The organism is Klebsiella sp. GB_Kp047 (assembly GCF_040065235.1).
In the GTDB taxonomy this organism is placed as follows: Bacteria; Pseudomonadota; Gammaproteobacteria; order Enterobacterales; family Enterobacteriaceae; genus Klebsiella; species Klebsiella quasipneumoniae.
In genome coordinates this window covers 54,359-69,771 of record NZ_JBEAJG010000034.1, presented here as the reverse complement: position 1 = coordinate 69,771, position 15,413 = coordinate 54,359, and the positions used below count along the sequence as shown (strand labels likewise).

Genomic DNA, 15,413 nt, shown 5'->3' with positions numbered 1-15,413 from the left:
ATGCCAGCGCCATTCAGCGAGGAGAAACCAGGTGAAGCCCAAAAAACAAGTGGTTGCCGCCACCATGAAAGACGTCGCCTTAAAGGCAAACGTTTCCACGGCAACCGTGTCCCGAGCGTTGATGAACCCTGATAAGGTGTCGCAAGCCACCCGTAACCGGGTCGAGCAGGCGGCGCTGGAAGTCGGCTATTTACCGCAGTCGCTCGGACGCAATATGAAGCGCAACGAATCGCGGACGATCCTCGTGATCGTTCCGGATATCTGCGATCCCTTTTTTAGCGAAGTGATCCGCGGTATTGAAGTCACTGCCGCCGAGCATGGATATCTGGTGTTAATCGGCGATTGCGCCCACCAGAATCAGAAAGAAAAAACCTTTATCGACCTTATCATCACCAAGCAGATTGACGGCATGGTGCTGCTCAGCTCGCGCCTGCCGTTTGACGCCAGCGTGGAAGAGCAGCGCAATTTGCCACCGATGGTCATGTCGAACGAGTTCGCGCCGGAGCTGGAGCTGCCCACCGTCCACATCGATAACCTGACGGCGGCCTTTAACGCGGTAAACTACCTTCACGAGCTGGGACACCAGCGTATCGGCTGCATCGCCGGCCCGGAAGATATGCCGCTGTGCCATTATCGCCTGCAGGGTTACGTGCAGGCGCTGCGCCGCAGCGGTATCACCGTTGATCCGCACTATATCGCTCGCGGCAACTTTACCTTCGAAGCTGGCGCCAATGCGCTGGAGCAGCTGCTGTCGCAGCCGGTACCGCCCACGGCGGTCTTTTGCCATAGCGATGTGATGGCGCTGGGCGCCTTATCGCTGGCGAAACGCCGCGGTCTGAAAGTGCCGGACGACCTGTCGATTGTCGGCTTCGATAACATCGCGTTGTCTGAATTTTGCGATCCGCCATTGACCACCGTGTCACAGCCGCGTTTTGATATCGGCCGTGAAGGAATGCTGCTATTACTTGAGCAAATGCAGGGTCATAACGTGAACAGCGGCTCGCGCCTGCTCGATTGCGAACTGATAGTTCGCGGCAGTACGCAAAAAATCAGACGATAACCATCAGGCTTTCGGGCCTGCTCTTCTGGTCAAAGGCCCGCCGCTTAAGTAACATGGCGGGCTGACGAACGAATATAAGACAGCGAAACGATAGTGGCACAACGAGATTATGTACGCCGCAGCCAACCGGCTTCTTCGCGGCGCAAAAAGAGCACTACCCGAAGCTCAAGGAATAAGCAAAGCAGCCTTCCGGCAATTTCACCGGCTATGGTGGCGATCGCGGCGGCTGTGCTGGTGGCCTTTATCGGTGGACTCTATTTCATTACGCACCATAAGAAAGAAGAAGCGGAAGCGATGCAAAATCGCCAGGCCGCCGGCAACGGCTTGCCGCCAAAACCGGAAGAGCGTTGGCGCTATATTAAAGAGCTGGAAAGCCGACAGCCGGGCGTTCGCGCGCCGACCGAACCGACCGCCGGCGGCGAAGTGATGAAACCGGAGCAGCTGACTGACGAACAGCGCCAGCTGCTGGCCCAGATGCAGGCCGATATGCGTCAACAGCCGACTCAGCTGACCGAAGTGCCGTGGAACGAACAAACGCCGGCCCAGCGCCAGCAGACGCTACAGCGCCAGCGTTTAGCGCAGCAACAGCAGCAGGCGCAACAGCAACAGTGGGCGCAAACTCAGCCGCAGACCGTGCAGCAGCCGCCGCGCGTTCAGCAGCCGAAGCCGGTCCAGCAGCAACAGCCGAAGCAGACCGCGTCAAACCAGCAGCCGTACCAGGATCTGCTGCAGACGCCAGCGCATACCAATACCACGCAGCCGCGTACCCAGGCCGCGGCGCCGGTAACTCGGGTGGAAGAAGCGCCGAAAACCACCGCCGAGAAGAAAGACGATCGTAGCTGGATGATCCAGTGCGGCTCCTTTAAAGGCGCCGAGCAGGCCGAAACCGTCCGCGCTCAGCTGGCTTTCGAAGGGTTTGCTTCGCACATCACCACCAACAACGGCTGGAACCGCGTGGTCATTGGCCCGCTGAAAGGCAAAGAAAGCGCCAACGAGATGATCACCCGCCTGAAGATGGCTGGACACGCGAACTGCATTCGTCTCGCCGCCAGGGGTTGAAACCCTCAAAAACCCCCCCATCTATAATTGCATTCGGCCCCGCGGACAGCGCGGGGCCCCTGTTCCGCTTTTGCAACCAAGGGGTCTGCTCGTGACTACAATTGTAAGTGTTCGCCGTAACGGCCATGTTGTTATTGCCGGTGATGGCCAGGCCACGCTGGGCAACACCGTAATGAAGGGCAACGTGAAAAAAGTGCGTCGTCTGTACAACGACAAAGTGATTGCCGGTTTCGCTGGTGGCACCGCCGACGCCTTCACGCTGTTCGAACTGTTTGAACGTAAACTGGAAATGCACCAGGGCCATCTGGTGAAGGCCGCCGTTGAGCTGGCTAAAGACTGGCGAACCGATCGGATGTTGCGCAAGCTGGAAGCGCTGCTGGCCGTCGCGGACGAAAACGCGTCGCTTATCATCACCGGTAACGGTGACGTGGTACAGCCGGAAAACGATTTGATTGCTATCGGCTCCGGCGGTCCTTACGCCCAGGCCGCGGCCCGCGCGCTGCTGGAAAACACCGATATGGGCGCGCGCGATATCGCCGAGAAAGCGTTGGATATTGCAGGTGATATCTGCATCTATACCAACCATTTCCACACCATCGAAGAATTACCTTCTAAAGCGTAAGGATCTCCCATGTCTGAAATGACCCCACGCGAAATTGTCAGCGAACTGGACAAACACATTATCGGCCAGGACGCCGCCAAGCGTTCTGTTGCTATCGCCCTGCGTAACCGCTGGCGCCGGATGCAGCTTAACGAAGAGCTGCGTCATGAAGTCACGCCGAAAAACATTCTGATGATCGGCCCAACCGGCGTCGGTAAAACCGAAATCGCTCGTCGTCTGGCGAAACTGGCCAACGCGCCGTTTATTAAAGTTGAAGCGACGAAGTTCACCGAAGTGGGCTATGTCGGTAAAGAAGTGGATTCTATCATCCGCGATCTGACCGATGCGGCGATCAAAATGGTTCGTATGCAGTCCATTGAAAAGAACCGTTACCGCGCGGAAGAGCTGGCTGAAGAGCGCGTACTTGACGTGCTGATCCCACCGGCGAAGAACAACTGGGGCCAGACTGAGCCGTCGCAGGAACCGTCTGCGGCGCGCCAGGCGTTCCGTAAGAAACTGCGTGAAGGCCAGCTGGACGATAAAGAGATTGAAATCGATCTCGCCGCGGCGCCGATGGGCGTTGAAATCATGTCCCCTCCGGGCATGGAAGAGATGACCAGCCAGCTGCAGTCCATGTTCCAGAACCTCGGCGGCCAGAAGCAGAAACCGCGTAAGCTGAAAATCAAAGACGCAATGAAGCTGCTGATTGAAGAAGAAGCGGCCAAACTGGTCAATCCGGAAGAGCTGAAGCAGGAGGCCATCGACGCTGTAGAGCAGCACGGTATCGTCTTTATCGACGAAATCGACAAAATCTGTAAGCGCGGCGGCAACACCTCCGGCCCGGACGTCTCCCGTGAAGGCGTACAGCGCGACCTGCTGCCGCTGGTGGAAGGCTGCACCGTCTCCACTAAGCACGGGATGGTCAAGACCGACCACATCCTGTTCATCGCCTCTGGCGCGTTCCAGGTGGCCAGCCCGTCCGATCTGATCCCGGAACTGCAGGGGCGTCTGCCGATCCGCGTTGAGCTGAAGGCGCTGACCACCCATGACTTTGAGCGCATCCTGACCGAACCGAACGCCTCCATCACCGTGCAGTACAAGGCGCTGATGGCGACCGAAGGGGTGAATATCGAATTCACCGAAGACGGTATCAAGCGTATCGCTCAGGCCGCATGGCAGGTAAACGAAACCACCGAGAACATCGGCGCGCGCCGTCTGCACACCGTGCTGGAGCGCCTGGTGGAAGATATCTCCTATGATGCCAGCGAGATGAACGGCCAGACCGTCACTATCGATGCCGAATATGTGAGTAAGCACCTGGATGTTCTGGTGGCAGATGAAGATCTGAGCCGTTTTATCCTATAATCCGGTGCAATGCATTTTCATCACTGTTGATGGGGGCTATCGCCCCCATTTTTATTGGCTAGAATAACTATGACTGATATCAGCCGTTCTCAGGCGTGGCTGGAAAGCCTGCGTCCTAAAACGTTACCGCTGGCATTTGCCGCGATTATTGTTGGCACCGTCCTTGCCTGGGAGCAGGGGCATTTTGATCCCTGGGTCGCCCTGCTGGCGCTGATCACCGCCGGCTTGCTGCAAATTCTTTCCAACCTCGCCAATGACTACGGCGACGCGGTCAAGGGGAGCGATAAACCGGACCGCATCGGGCCGCTGCGCGGGATGCAGAAAGGGCTGATTACCCCCCAGCAGATGAAGCGCGCCCTGATTGTCACCGTCGCGCTGATCTGTCTGTTTGGTCTGGCGCTGCTGTGCGTCGCCTGGCAGAGCGTCGGCGATTTCATCGGCTTCCTCGCGCTGGGTGGCTTGTCGATCGTGGCCGCCATCACCTACACGGTGGGCACCCGCCCGTATGGTTATATCGGCCTTGGTGATATTTCGGTACTCGTTTTCTTCGGCTGGCTGAGCGTCCTCGGCAGCTGGTATCTGCAAGCGCATAATGTGGAAGCGGCCATCTTTCTGCCGGCAACGGCCTGCGGTCTGCTGGCGACCGCCGTGCTGAATATCAATAACCTGCGTGATATCGACAGCGACCGGCAGAACGGGAAGAACACCCTCGCCGTGCGCCTGGGGCCGGTGAATGCCCGCCGCTATCATGCCTGCCTGCTGCTCGGCGCCCTGCTGTGTCTGGCGCTGTTTAACCTGCTGGCGCTGCATTCAGCCTGGGGCTGGCTGTTTATTCTCGCCACGCCGCTGCTGGTCAAACAGGCGCGTTACGTCCTGCGCGAATCCGATCCGCTGGCGATGCGGCCGATGCTCGAAAAGACGGTCAAAGGGGCTTTACTGACCAACCTGCTGTTTGTTATCGGGATTATTGCCAGTAAGCTGGCTGCTTAACTGACAAATATCAATTAACAATTGATGATTTTGCCAACAATGCGATTCGCGGGATATACTAAAAACTCTCGCAGCAACTGAACGTTAAGCCTATGAAATACGATACTTCCGAGCTTTGTGACATCTACCAGGAAGATGTCAACGTCGTGGAACCGCTGTTCTCTAACTTTGGAGGACGGTCGTCGTTTGGTGGACAGATCATTACGGTAAAATGTTTCGAGGATAACGGGTTGCTCTACGATCTGCTCGAGCAGAATGGCCGTGGTCATATTCTCCTGATCGACGGCGGCGGCTCAGTACGACGCGCGTTAATTGACGCTGACCTGGCGCGTCTGGCCGTACAGAATGAATGGGAAGGGTTGGTGGTCTATGGCGCGGTGCGCCAGGTTGACGACCTTGAGGAACTGGATATCGGCATCCAGGCGCTGGCGGCCATTCCGGTCGGCGCAGCTGGCGAAGGCATCGGCGAAAGCGACGTGCGCGTCAATTTCGGCGGCGTGACCTTCTTCAGCGGCGACCATCTGTATGCCGATAACACCGGGATGATCCTGTCGGAAGACCCGCTGGATATCGAATAAACCTTGCGCCATAAAAAAGGCCTTCTCCATGAGAAGGCCTTTTGTTTATCCGGCGCGTAACTTAGTACAGTTTCTTCGCGCAATCCAGCCAGTCGTTCTTGAACGGACGCTTCATGTTCTCGATGGCATCGATGATGTCGTGGTGCACCAGCTTCTCGTTCTGGATGCCGACGCAACGGCCGCCATGGCCCTGCAGCAGCAGCTCAATCGCATAGGCGCCCATGCGGGAAGCCAGGATACGGTCGTAAGGAACCGGGGAACCACCGCGCTGAATGTGGCCGAGGACGGTGGCGCGGGTTTCACGGCCAGTCTCTTTCTCGATGTAGCTTGCCAGCTCGTCAACGTCGCACATGTGCTCGGTGATCGCCACGATAGCGTGTTTTTTCCCTTTCGCGATGCCGGCTTTGATTTCAGCCACCAGATCGTCGCGGGTATATTCCACTTCCGGCACCATGATGAACTCACAGCCGCCAGCAATCGCCGCCGCCAGAGTCAGGTCGCCGCAGTAACGGCCCATCACTTCCACCACGGAGATACGCTGGTGCGAAGAGGAGGTGTCGCGCAGACGGTCAATCGCTTCCACCACGGTGCTCAGAGCGGTGAAGAAGCCGATGGTGTAGTCAGTGCCTTTGATATCGTTGTCGATGGTGCCCGGCAGGCCGATGCAAGGGAAGCCCATCTCGGTCAGGCGCATCGCCCCCATATAGGACCCGTCACCACCGATAACCACCAGCGCGTCCAGGCCGCGCTTCTTCATGTTTTCGATAGCCACAGCGCGGATGTGTTCTTCGCGGAATTCCGGGAAGCGAGCGGAGCCCAGGAAGGTGCCGCCGCGGTTGATCATGTCGGAAACGCTGTAACGGTCGAGCTGAACCATACGGTCTTCGTACAAGCCGAGGTAACCGTCATAGATTCCAAAAACTTCCAGACCTTCCGTTAATGCCGCGCGCACAACGCCACGAATTGCTGCGTTCATGCCCGGCGCATCACCGCCACTTGTCAACACACCGATTTTCTTAATCATGACTACCTCTGAACTTAGGAAGCAAAAAATAATTCTGTTGCCTGAAGCGCTCCCTCACCAGGAGTGCACGACGCTAATGACAATAGTATATCAAACGCTTCAAGCTGAATTGATTCAGGTCAGACCAAACGGCGGTAATTTATACAAAAAATGCCGAGCTGACCCACATTTTTACATCGAGTTTACAGACTATAACCTAACGCTCAAAAAAGCCCTGCTGCGCCGCTGGCACCACAGAACTGGGATCCTGATGGATAATGACATCGGATCCCGGGAAACGGCGCAGAATCGCCTGCTCCACCTGGTCTGCAATCACGTGGGCTTGCACCAGCGGGAGGTTATCTTCCATTTCCAAATGAATCTGAATAAAGCGGGTCGGCCCTGACTGCCGCGTTCGTAGATCGTGCGCCCCGCGGATGCCGGGCCATGCGGTCACGATGGTGATAATGTCCTGACGCTCCTCGTCAGGCAAAGCGCGGTCGAGTAACGACTGAACCGCCTCATAGCCCATCCGCAGCGCGCTATATAAAATATAGATGCCAATTCCTAAGGCAAACAACGCATCGGCGCGATGCCAGCCGTACCAGGATAGGCCCAGCGCCACCAGAATGGCGCCGTTCATCATAACATCAGACTGATAATGAAGCATATCCGCCCGCACCGCCTGGCTCTGGGTTTTTCGCACCACCCAGCGCTGGAAAGTCACCAGCGCCAGCGTGCTGACGAGAGCGATCAGCGTCACAACGACCCCGACGCCGGCGGCCTGCAGCGGCTCCGGACGCACCAGGTGCTGAATACCGGTGAGAAACAGGAACAGCGCCGAGCCGGAGATAAACATGCTTTGCGCCAGCGCCGCCAGCGACTCCGCTTTGCCGTGGCCAAAGGTGTGTTCTTCATCAGCTGGTTGCAGCGAATAGCGAACCACCAGCAGGTTGGTCAGCGAGGCGGCAATATCCACCAGCGAATCCACCAGCGCAGCCAGAATACTGACTGAACCGGTATACCACCACGCAAAAATTTTGATCAAAAGTAACGCAGAGGCCATCGCTGTCGCAGCGATAGCGGCGCGGCTGACCAACCGGCCATAAGATTGATTCATATAGGCTCCTTCTCCTGCACTGCGCTTAGTATAACCTGAACTTGTGACGCTCACGGGAAAGGCGAAGAAGTTGATTTGCCGAAAAAAGGGCAAAAAAAACCCCCTCATCATGAGGGGGGAAGACAGGGATGGTGTCTATGGCAAGGAAAACAGGGTTTGTTACTGGGGTTGCAGGGTGTTGCTACTACTCGAAAGCATCATCGCTGAGCCTTTCTGCATCCTTGCAACCTCACGCAACTGATCCATACGTTGCTGGTGCTTAGCATTTAAAACCGCTTGCTGCTCTGGCGTAAGCAGGTGGTACATCTGGTTGCGGACCTTAGCCATCTCGACCTGGCGAGCAACCTGTTCCTGCGCCATCTTTTCTGCCTGAGCGCGCACAGCGTTTTCATCAAAATTTTCTGCGGTGACAAGGCGATGCATTGTCTCCATTTCGCTAACATTAACGGGGAGCCTGTCGTGGCGTGCCCGTTGCATAAGATCCCGTAACTGCTGACGTTGCTGCTCGGTTAAACTTATGCCGTCAAACATATGGCTCTGGCTACCGCGCTGTCCCCCTTCGTCTCCGGGGAGCCAGTTAACGCTGGTAACGACTTCAGCGGCCTGGCTAATTGCACTTAGCGCCAGCGTTGAGGCCATGACGGCAGCGATAACATTGCGCATCACATACTCCCAAAACGTTTGTGTCGCGATTCAACGAGAGACAGTCTACGATTCAGGCTGCAAACATGCGTCAGGGGGTGTAAAACAACGTAAAGTCATGGATTAGCGGGCCTTGATGACGTAATTTCTGCCTCGGAGGTATTTAAACAATGAATAAAATCCTGTTAGTTGATGATGACCGGGAGCTCACCTCCCTGTTAAAAGAGCTGCTCGATATGGAAGGTTTTAACGTGCTGGTGGCCCATGATGGGGAACAGGCGCTGGCCCTTCTGGACGACAGCATTGATTTATTGCTGCTCGACGTAATGATGCCGAAGAAAAACGGTATCGATACGCTTAAAGAGCTGCGTCAGACACACCAGACACCGGTTATCATGCTAACAGCGCGCGGGAGCGAGCTGGATCGCGTTCTCGGCCTCGAGCTGGGCGCAGATGACTATTTGCCTAAGCCGTTCAACGATCGTGAACTGGTGGCGCGTATACGCGCGATTCTGCGCCGTTCCCACTGGAGCGAACAGCAGCAGACGACCGAAGCCGGTTCGCCGACCCTGGAAGTGGATGCCTTAAGCCTCAATCCGGGCCGTCAGGAAGCCAATTTCGATGGCCAGACGCTGGAGCTCACCGGCACCGAGTTCACCCTGCTCTATCTGTTAGCGCAGCATCTCGGCCAGGTGGTGTCACGCGAACATTTAAGCCAGGAAGTGTTAGGCAAGCGCCTGACGCCGTTCGACCGCGCTATCGATATGCATATTTCCAACCTGCGGCGTAAGCTGCCGGAGCGCAAAGATGGCCATCCGTGGTTTAAAACGCTGCGTGGCCGCGGGTATCTGATGGTTTCCGCTTCATGATTGGAAGTTTGACTGCACGCATCTTCGCCATCTTCTGGCTCACGCTGGCGCTGGTGTTGATGCTGGTGCTGATGTTGCCCAAACTGGACTCCCGGCAGATGACCGAGCTGCTGGAAAGCGAGCAGCGTCAAGGCATCATGATCGAGCAGCACGTTGAGGCCGAGCTGGCCAACGATCCGCCGAACGACCTGATGTGGTGGCGTCGTCTGTTTCGCGCCATCGATAAATGGGCGCCTCCTGGGCAACGCCTGCTGCTGGTGACCAGCGAAGGCCGCGTGATCGGCGCAGAACGCAACGAGATGCAGATCATTCGCAACTTTATCGGCCAGGCCGATAACGCCGATCATCCGCAGAAAAAACGCTATGGCCGCCTGGAAATGGTGGGCCCGTTCTCCGTCAGGGATGGGGAGGATAACTATCAGCTGTATCTGATCCGTCCCGCCAGCACCTCACAATCCGACTTTATCAACCTGCTGTTTGACCGGCCGCTGCTGCTGCTGATCGTCACAATGCTGGTTAGCGCCCCGCTGCTGCTGTGGCTGGCGTGGAGCCTGGCGAAACCAGCGCGTAAGCTGAAAAATGCCGCCGACGAGGTCGCCCAGGGCAACCTGCGGCAGCATCCGGAGCTGGAAGCTGGACCGCAGGAGTTTTTAGCCGCCGGCGCCAGCTTTAACCAAATGGTGACGGCCCTGGAGCGGATGATGACCAGCCAGCAACGGCTACTGTCCGATATCTCGCACGAGCTGCGCACGCCGCTTACGCGCCTGCAGCTGGGCACCGCCCTGCTGCGCCGCCGCAGCGGTGAGAGCAAAGAGCTGGAGCGAATCGAAACTGAAGCGCACCGGCTGGACAGCATGATCAACGACCTGCTGGTGATGTCGCGCAATCAGGCGAAAAATGCCCTGGTGAGCGAGACGGTCAAAGCCAATCAGCTGTGGAGCGAAGTGCTGGACAACGCGGCGTTTGAAGCCGAGCAGATGGGTAAATCCTTCACCGTTGAGTATCCTCCGGGCCCGTGGCCGCTGTACGGTAACCCCAATGCGCTGGAAAGCGCGCTGGAGAACATCGTCCGCAACGCCCTGCGCTACTCGCACACGAAGATTTCCGTCAGCTTCTCGGTGGATAAAGACGGGATTACGGTTAACGTCGATGACGACGGCCCGGGAGTCAGTCCGGAGGATCGCGAGCAGATTTTCCGGCCATTCTACCGGACCGACGAGGCGCGCGACCGCGAGTCCGGCGGCACCGGCCTGGGGCTGGCGATTGTCGAAACCGCTATTCAGCAGCACCGTGGCTGGGTGAAGGCCGACGACAGCCCGCTGGGCGGTCTGCGCTTAACCCTCTGGCTGCCGCTGTATAAGCGCACCTGATGCTATCCCGGCTTGCGCTACGCTAAGCCGGGAGCATCCCCGGAAATACTCAATATGGGGGAATTATTTCCCCCATAATCTCCGCGAACTATCCTCGATCTTACCGCTTAAACGGCGCTTCTGCATGGTTCTGCTCCAGCTCACCGACAGGCCCGCGGCCGACAATAAGCGGTGGTACTGATCGTCATCAAACGGCATATGCCAGGCAATCGCCCCGGCCTCATGGACGCTGACCTCACTCAGGCGAGAGACCAGCTCGAGCGGTGCATCGCTGGAAACTTTCCCCCCAGCGATCACCCGATACAACCAGCCGGTCTTCCCGCTGTTTTGCATCAGCTGAGCCATGTCATTGATCGAAAAATGAAAGTTGAGCTTGAAGCACGGAGAGCGCGGCTGGGTGACCTGGATCAGCGCCTCGCCCCAGCGAAAGATATCGCCAATGCAGACGTTTTGTTCGGTGAGCCCGGTGGTGGAAAGGTTTTCGCCGAACGCCGGGGCGCAGAACCGATCGGCATGCTGGGGGAATTCACGGATCCAGTCGGCATAGTGTTCGCGCGGATAGTGACACAGCGCGCGGTCCGGCCCGCCGTGGATTTTCTTCTCCGCCTGCTCATCCCCTTCGAGACCGAGATCGCCGAGCTGCAACTCGCCGTCAACCTGGATTTTGCCGATCGCGCTGGGACGACTGCCCGTGTAGTCCCTGATTTTGCCGACAAAGACATTCACCGGATAATGCATCTCTGCTCTCCTTGCTACCGATATAAAAAAAGCGAGCCATCAGACTCGCTTCTCTCTTAGCACATTGCAACCTTATTTTTTGGCGGCAAAACGCGCTGCAGCTTCGTCCCAGTTCACCACATCCCAGAAGGCTTTGATGTAGTCCGGGCGACGGTTCTGGAATTTCAGGTAGTAAGCGTGTTCCCACACGTCCAGACCCAGGATCGGGAAGCCAGAAGCGCCGGAAATGGCTTCGCCCATCAGCGGAGAATCCTGGTTAGCGGTGGAGACAACGGCCAGTTTGTCACCTTTCAGGACCAGCCACGCCCAGCCGGAACCGAAACGGGTAGCAGCGGCTTTTTCAAATTCCGCTTTGAAGTTGTCCACAGAGCCGAAATCGCGCTCGATAGCCGCTTTCAGGTCGCCCTGCAGGGTGGTACCGGTTTTCAGGCCTTTCCAGAACAGGCTGTGGTTCGCGTGGCCGCCGGCGTTGTTACGCAGTACGGTTTTTTTGTCAGCCGGCAGCTGATCCAGCTTGGTGATCAGCTCTTCAGCGGACAGGTTAGCGAACTCCGGCAGGCTTTCCAGCGCGGCGTTGGCATTGTTCACGTAGGTCTGATGGTGTTTGGTGTGATGGATCTCCATCGTCTGCTTGTCGAAGTGCGGTTCCAGAGCATCGTAAGCGTACGGCAGGGATGGCAGGGTATAGCTCATAATCATCTCCATTATTGTCGAGCGGCTCAAGTGTTAACGCCGCGTAAGCAGTTTGTCCATTATAGTTAATTAAATGGTATTGAAAATGCTTATCAATGCCGTATTTTTCATATGGATATAACCAGAAGAAATACCCGCCGTTTTGTGATGTAGAACAACTAATTAAGCCCATGGTTGCCAGAGTTCGCCATCCTGTGGCAACGTCCTGAAGGCGGCCAAAGCGGCTAATTTTTACACTCATCGCATCGGAAGCCGCCGTCTCCGATAAAAAAAGATGAGGATAAAATCAATGAACCACGCGATTACGATGGGTATTTTTTGGCATTTGATAGGGGCCGCCAGTGCCGCCTGTTTCTATGCCCCGTTCAAGAAAGTAAAACACTGGTCGTGGGAAACCATGTGGTCGGTCGGGGGGATCGTCTCCTGGCTGATCCTGCCCTGGGCCATCAGCGCCACGCTGTTACCCGATTTCTGGGCCTACTACCGCTCCTTTAACGCCTCCACGCTGCTGCCGGTCTTTCTGTTCGGCGCCATGTGGGGTATCGGTAATATCAACTATGGCCTGACCATGCGCTATCTGGGCATGTCGATGGGGATTGGCATCGCCATTGGCATCACGCTGATTGTCGGTACGCTGATGACGCCGATTATTAACGGTCAGTTTTCGGTGCTGATGCACACCCAGGGCGGTCAAATGACGCTGCTCGGCGTGCTGGTGGCGGTGGTTGGCGTTGGCATCGTCACCCGCGCGGGCCAGCTGAAAGAGCGCAAAATGGGCATCAAAGCCGAAGAGTTCAATCTGAAGAGAGGGCTTCTGCTGGCGGTGATGTGCGGTATCTTCTCGGCAGGGATGTCGTTCGCGATGAACGCCGCCAAACCGATGCATGATGCCGCCGCGGCGCTCGGCGTCGACCCGTTATATGCGGCGCTGCCAAGCTACGTGGTGATTATGGGCGGCGGGGCGCTGGTTAACCTTGGCTTCTGCTTTATTCGTTTGGCAAAAGTGAAGAGCCTGTCCGTCAAAGCCGATTTCTCGCTGGCCAAACCCCTCATCATCAGCAACCTGCTGCTTTCCGCCCTCGGCGGCCTGATGTGGTATCTCCAGTTCTTCTTCTATGCCTGGGGCCACGCCAGCATTCCGGCGCAGTATGACTATATGAGCTGGATGCTGCACATGAGCTTCTACGTACTGTGCGGCGGTCTGGTGGGTCTGGTGCTGAAAGAGTGGAACAACGCCGGTCGTCGTCCGGTGAGCGTCCTGAGCCTCGGCTGCGTGGTGATCATCATCGCCGCCAACATCGTCGGTCTGGGAATGGCCCGTTAAGCACCGGAGCATTTGCCTGACAAAGACGCGCTTCAGGCGGCGGCGCGACTGCGCTGCCGCCACTGCCCCGGCGACATGCCGATTTCCCGGCTGAACACCACCGAAAAGTAGTTACTGTCCTCAAAGCCGCACTGCATGGCGATATCGCCGATTAAGCGCTCGGTATGCTGCAACAGATACTGCGCATGGCAGATCCGCAGCTGGCGTAAATAGTGATTGATGGTCATCCCGGTTTGCTGGCGAAACTGCTGACGTAGCGCCCGCTCGCTGCCGCCCTCCTGCTCGCAGAAACGCTCCAGGACAAAGGGGCGGCTCAGGCTGGCCGCCAGCGCGGCCAGCAGTTTGTCCAACAGCGCTTCGCGCTGCGTCGCCGCCAGGTTATCCGTCGCGTAGCGATGCCGCTGGAGGGTCAGCGCCAGCTGAGCAAACAACAGCTCGGCCATCGCATTCCCCTGCGCATCGTGCCGGGAACACTCATGCTCAAGCTGACTAATCACCTGACGCGCCTGCGCCATACCGGTGCTGCCCATGCGCCAGTGGGGCTTCCACGGGGTGCCGAAGAGGCCAGGGATCGCCCCCGCCCAGTCGAAATTGAGCTGCAGCCGCTCCGGGCAATAGATGATGTTCTGCAGAACCAGATCGTTAACGGAAGCATAGGAGTGTTTATCTTCGGCGCGAATATAGAACAGATCGCCGCGGGTAATGCGCCAGGGACGGTCGTTGAGAACATGCAGCCCGTTGCCCCGCCACACCAGCACCAGCTCGCAGAACTCATGGGTGTGTTCAGCGAAGACGTTTTGCGGATAGCGGTCAGCCACCGCCACCGCCTGCGTGGCGGAAGGGAAAAATTCCTCTTTACGTAGAATCAAACCGGCCACGGCTCACACTCCCAACGCGGATAACGGCGCATTATTCGCGTTTTTTCTCCGCAATACGTTGACTCCTCTCGCGTTACTGAAGAATAGCGTCGCGCCCCTGGCGGATATCGCGCGGCGACCAGGAAAACTCGCGGCGAAAAAGCGTCGAAAAGTGGTTACTGTCGCCGAATCCGCAGCGATAGGCGATATCCGTCACGCTTTCATCGCTGTGGCGCAGCAGGTGGCGGGCTTTCATCAGGCGCACCCGATTGAGATAGCGCTGCGGCGTCAGGCCGGTCTGCTGCTTCAGCTGACGGTGTAATGTACGCAGCGATAGCGAAAACTGCGCCGCCACCTCCTCCCAGCAGATCTCCTGCGCAAAATGGTCTTCCAGCCAGGCCAGCAGCTGATTCAGCCGTGCATCGTTGTTGGTGGCCTCTTCCGCAAGGCTGCTTTTCCGCAGCAGCACCAATAGCTGCATAAACAGGATCTCACGGCTGGCGACGGCATGGGTATCCGTTTCGCTCCCCATGGCCTCCATCTGCGCCACGATATGCCGCACCTGCTGCAGAACCGTCTGGTTCACCCGCCAGTGCGACGGGTAGTTGCCCTCCTGCTCCTGGGGCAACAGCTGGCTGACCCCGGCGAGAAACCGAAACGCATCCGGCGCGCGATAAAGCACGTTGGTCAGACACAGATTGTCCGTGTGCTCGTAAAGATGCCGGTCGTGATCGCGAATAAAGCAGACCGAGCCGCCGCCGATGGTATAGGGCTGGCCATTGAAGACGTGAATGCCCGTACCCTGCTCCACGATGACAATTTCATGAAAATCATGGTGATGTTCAGGAAAGGCCGACTGAGGGAGGCGGGGTTCAATAGCCACCGTCGAGATCCCGGCCTTAAAGAAATCCGTACTGTGCAATATGGTCATGATGCCACCCTCGTAATGAGAAAAATTATCAGTCACCGGCTGATAGTAATGAAGGGTTGGCTATCCGGCCTTCAATTTTTGACCGCGAAATTCGTAAATCCTGCCGCTTTTTCAAGAATCAGCCGGAAAGATGCGGAACTGCGGACCCCATCACATCCTCCTCACCACCGCCCAAAACCGCAATTTGTGATTTTCCTCACGGTCACCTTTGCT

Annotated in this window: 16 protein-coding genes; 9 read left to right on the top strand and 7 right to left on the bottom strand. The window is 57.2% G+C overall.

Features of this window, described 5'->3' with window-relative positions:
- Nucleotides 1-31: 31 nt before the first annotated feature.
- The 6 genes from cytR to rraA all read left to right on the top strand — a co-directional run bounded on the left by cytR (nucleotide 32) and on the right by rraA (nucleotide 5,653).
- The gene (cytR, locus tag ABLV76_RS15495; protein WP_004203676.1) at nucleotides 32-1,060 is read left to right on the top strand and encodes a DNA-binding transcriptional regulator CytR; all 1,029 of its coding nucleotides are present in this window, start codon (nucleotides 32-34) and stop codon (nucleotides 1,058-1,060) included.
- A 93-nt stretch (nucleotides 1,061-1,153) separates the two neighbouring features.
- Nucleotides 1,154-2,119: a cell division protein FtsN gene (gene ftsN, locus ABLV76_RS15490; protein WP_004203675.1), complete on the top strand. Its 966-nt coding sequence runs from the start codon at nucleotides 1,154-1,156 to the stop codon at nucleotides 2,117-2,119.
- 91 nt (nucleotides 2,120-2,210) lie between these two features.
- Nucleotides 2,211-2,741 (top strand): ATP-dependent protease subunit HslV, encoded by a 531-nt coding sequence (gene hslV / locus ABLV76_RS15485; RefSeq protein WP_002882918.1) that lies wholly within the window; start codon nucleotides 2,211-2,213, stop codon nucleotides 2,739-2,741.
- Nucleotides 2,742-2,750: 9 nt separating this feature from the next.
- Nucleotides 2,751-4,085 carry an HslU--HslV peptidase ATPase subunit gene (gene hslU / locus ABLV76_RS15480; RefSeq protein WP_004203674.1) on the top strand — a complete coding sequence of 445 codons (1,335 nt, stop codon included), beginning with the start codon at nucleotides 2,751-2,753 and terminating at the stop codon, nucleotides 4,083-4,085.
- Between the two features lie 69 nt (nucleotides 4,086-4,154).
- Nucleotides 4,155-5,075 (top strand): 1,4-dihydroxy-2-naphthoate polyprenyltransferase, encoded by a 921-nt coding sequence (gene menA, locus ABLV76_RS15475; protein ID WP_135716142.1) that lies wholly within the window; start codon nucleotides 4,155-4,157, stop codon nucleotides 5,073-5,075.
- A 92-nt stretch (nucleotides 5,076-5,167) separates the two neighbouring features.
- Nucleotides 5,168-5,653, top strand: coding sequence for a ribonuclease E activity regulator RraA (rraA, locus tag ABLV76_RS15470; RefSeq protein WP_002882913.1), 486 nt, complete (start codon nucleotides 5,168-5,170; stop codon nucleotides 5,651-5,653).
- Between the two features lie 61 nt (nucleotides 5,654-5,714).
- Here rraA and pfkA read toward each other — a convergent pair whose 3' ends face one another.
- The 3 genes from pfkA to cpxP form a co-directional block, all read right to left on the bottom strand.
- Nucleotides 5,715-6,677, bottom strand: coding sequence for a 6-phosphofructokinase (gene pfkA, locus ABLV76_RS15465; protein ID WP_002882911.1), 963 nt, complete (start codon nucleotides 6,675-6,677; stop codon nucleotides 5,715-5,717).
- 196 nt (nucleotides 6,678-6,873) lie between these two features.
- The gene (gene fieF / locus ABLV76_RS15460) at nucleotides 6,874-7,776 is read right to left on the bottom strand and encodes a CDF family cation-efflux transporter FieF (protein ID WP_002882907.1); all 903 of its coding nucleotides are present in this window, start codon (nucleotides 7,774-7,776) and stop codon (nucleotides 6,874-6,876) included.
- Between the two features lie 159 nt (nucleotides 7,777-7,935).
- Nucleotides 7,936-8,439, bottom strand: coding sequence for a cell-envelope stress modulator CpxP (cpxP, locus tag ABLV76_RS15455; protein WP_004203672.1), 504 nt, complete (start codon nucleotides 8,437-8,439; stop codon nucleotides 7,936-7,938).
- A gap of 149 nt (nucleotides 8,440-8,588) precedes the next feature.
- Here cpxP and cpxR point away from each other — a divergent pair, with 149 nt between their 5' ends.
- Nucleotides 8,589-9,287, top strand: a complete 699-nt coding sequence (gene cpxR / locus ABLV76_RS15450) for an envelope stress response regulator transcription factor CpxR (protein WP_004203671.1) — start codon at nucleotides 8,589-8,591, stop codon at nucleotides 9,285-9,287.
- On the top strand, nucleotides 9,284-10,657 hold the full coding sequence (cpxA, locus tag ABLV76_RS15445) for an envelope stress sensor histidine kinase CpxA (protein ID WP_004203670.1): 1,374 nt from the start codon (nucleotides 9,284-9,286) through the stop codon (nucleotides 10,655-10,657). Before cpxR ends, cpxA begins: the two co-directional genes overlap by 4 nt.
- A gap of 63 nt (nucleotides 10,658-10,720) precedes the next feature.
- Here the strand turns inward: cpxA and yiiM are convergent, their stop codons facing one another.
- Nucleotides 10,721-11,395 (bottom strand): 6-hydroxyaminopurine reductase, encoded by a 675-nt coding sequence (gene yiiM / locus ABLV76_RS15440; protein WP_004203669.1) that lies wholly within the window; start codon nucleotides 11,393-11,395, stop codon nucleotides 10,721-10,723.
- A gap of 72 nt (nucleotides 11,396-11,467) precedes the next feature.
- The gene (gene sodA / locus ABLV76_RS15435) at nucleotides 11,468-12,088 is read right to left on the bottom strand and encodes a superoxide dismutase [Mn] (protein WP_004203668.1); all 621 of its coding nucleotides are present in this window, start codon (nucleotides 12,086-12,088) and stop codon (nucleotides 11,468-11,470) included.
- Between the two features lie 289 nt (nucleotides 12,089-12,377).
- Between sodA and rhaT the strand changes: the two genes are divergently transcribed.
- Entirely contained in the window at nucleotides 12,378-13,412 is a 1,035-nt protein-coding gene (gene rhaT / locus ABLV76_RS15430; RefSeq protein ID WP_004203667.1) for an L-rhamnose/proton symporter RhaT, read from the top strand.
- Between the two features lie 32 nt (nucleotides 13,413-13,444).
- Here the strand turns inward: rhaT and rhaR are convergent, their stop codons facing one another.
- Nucleotides 13,445-14,290 carry an HTH-type transcriptional activator RhaR gene (gene rhaR / locus ABLV76_RS15425; RefSeq protein ID WP_004203666.1) on the bottom strand — a complete coding sequence of 282 codons (846 nt, stop codon included), beginning with the start codon at nucleotides 14,288-14,290 and terminating at the stop codon, nucleotides 13,445-13,447.
- A gap of 73 nt (nucleotides 14,291-14,363) precedes the next feature.
- A complete protein-coding gene (gene rhaS / locus ABLV76_RS15420) occupies nucleotides 14,364-15,200 on the bottom strand; it encodes an HTH-type transcriptional activator RhaS (RefSeq protein ID WP_004203665.1) in 837 nt (278 codons plus the stop codon).
- Nucleotides 15,201-15,413 lie beyond the last annotated feature (213 nt).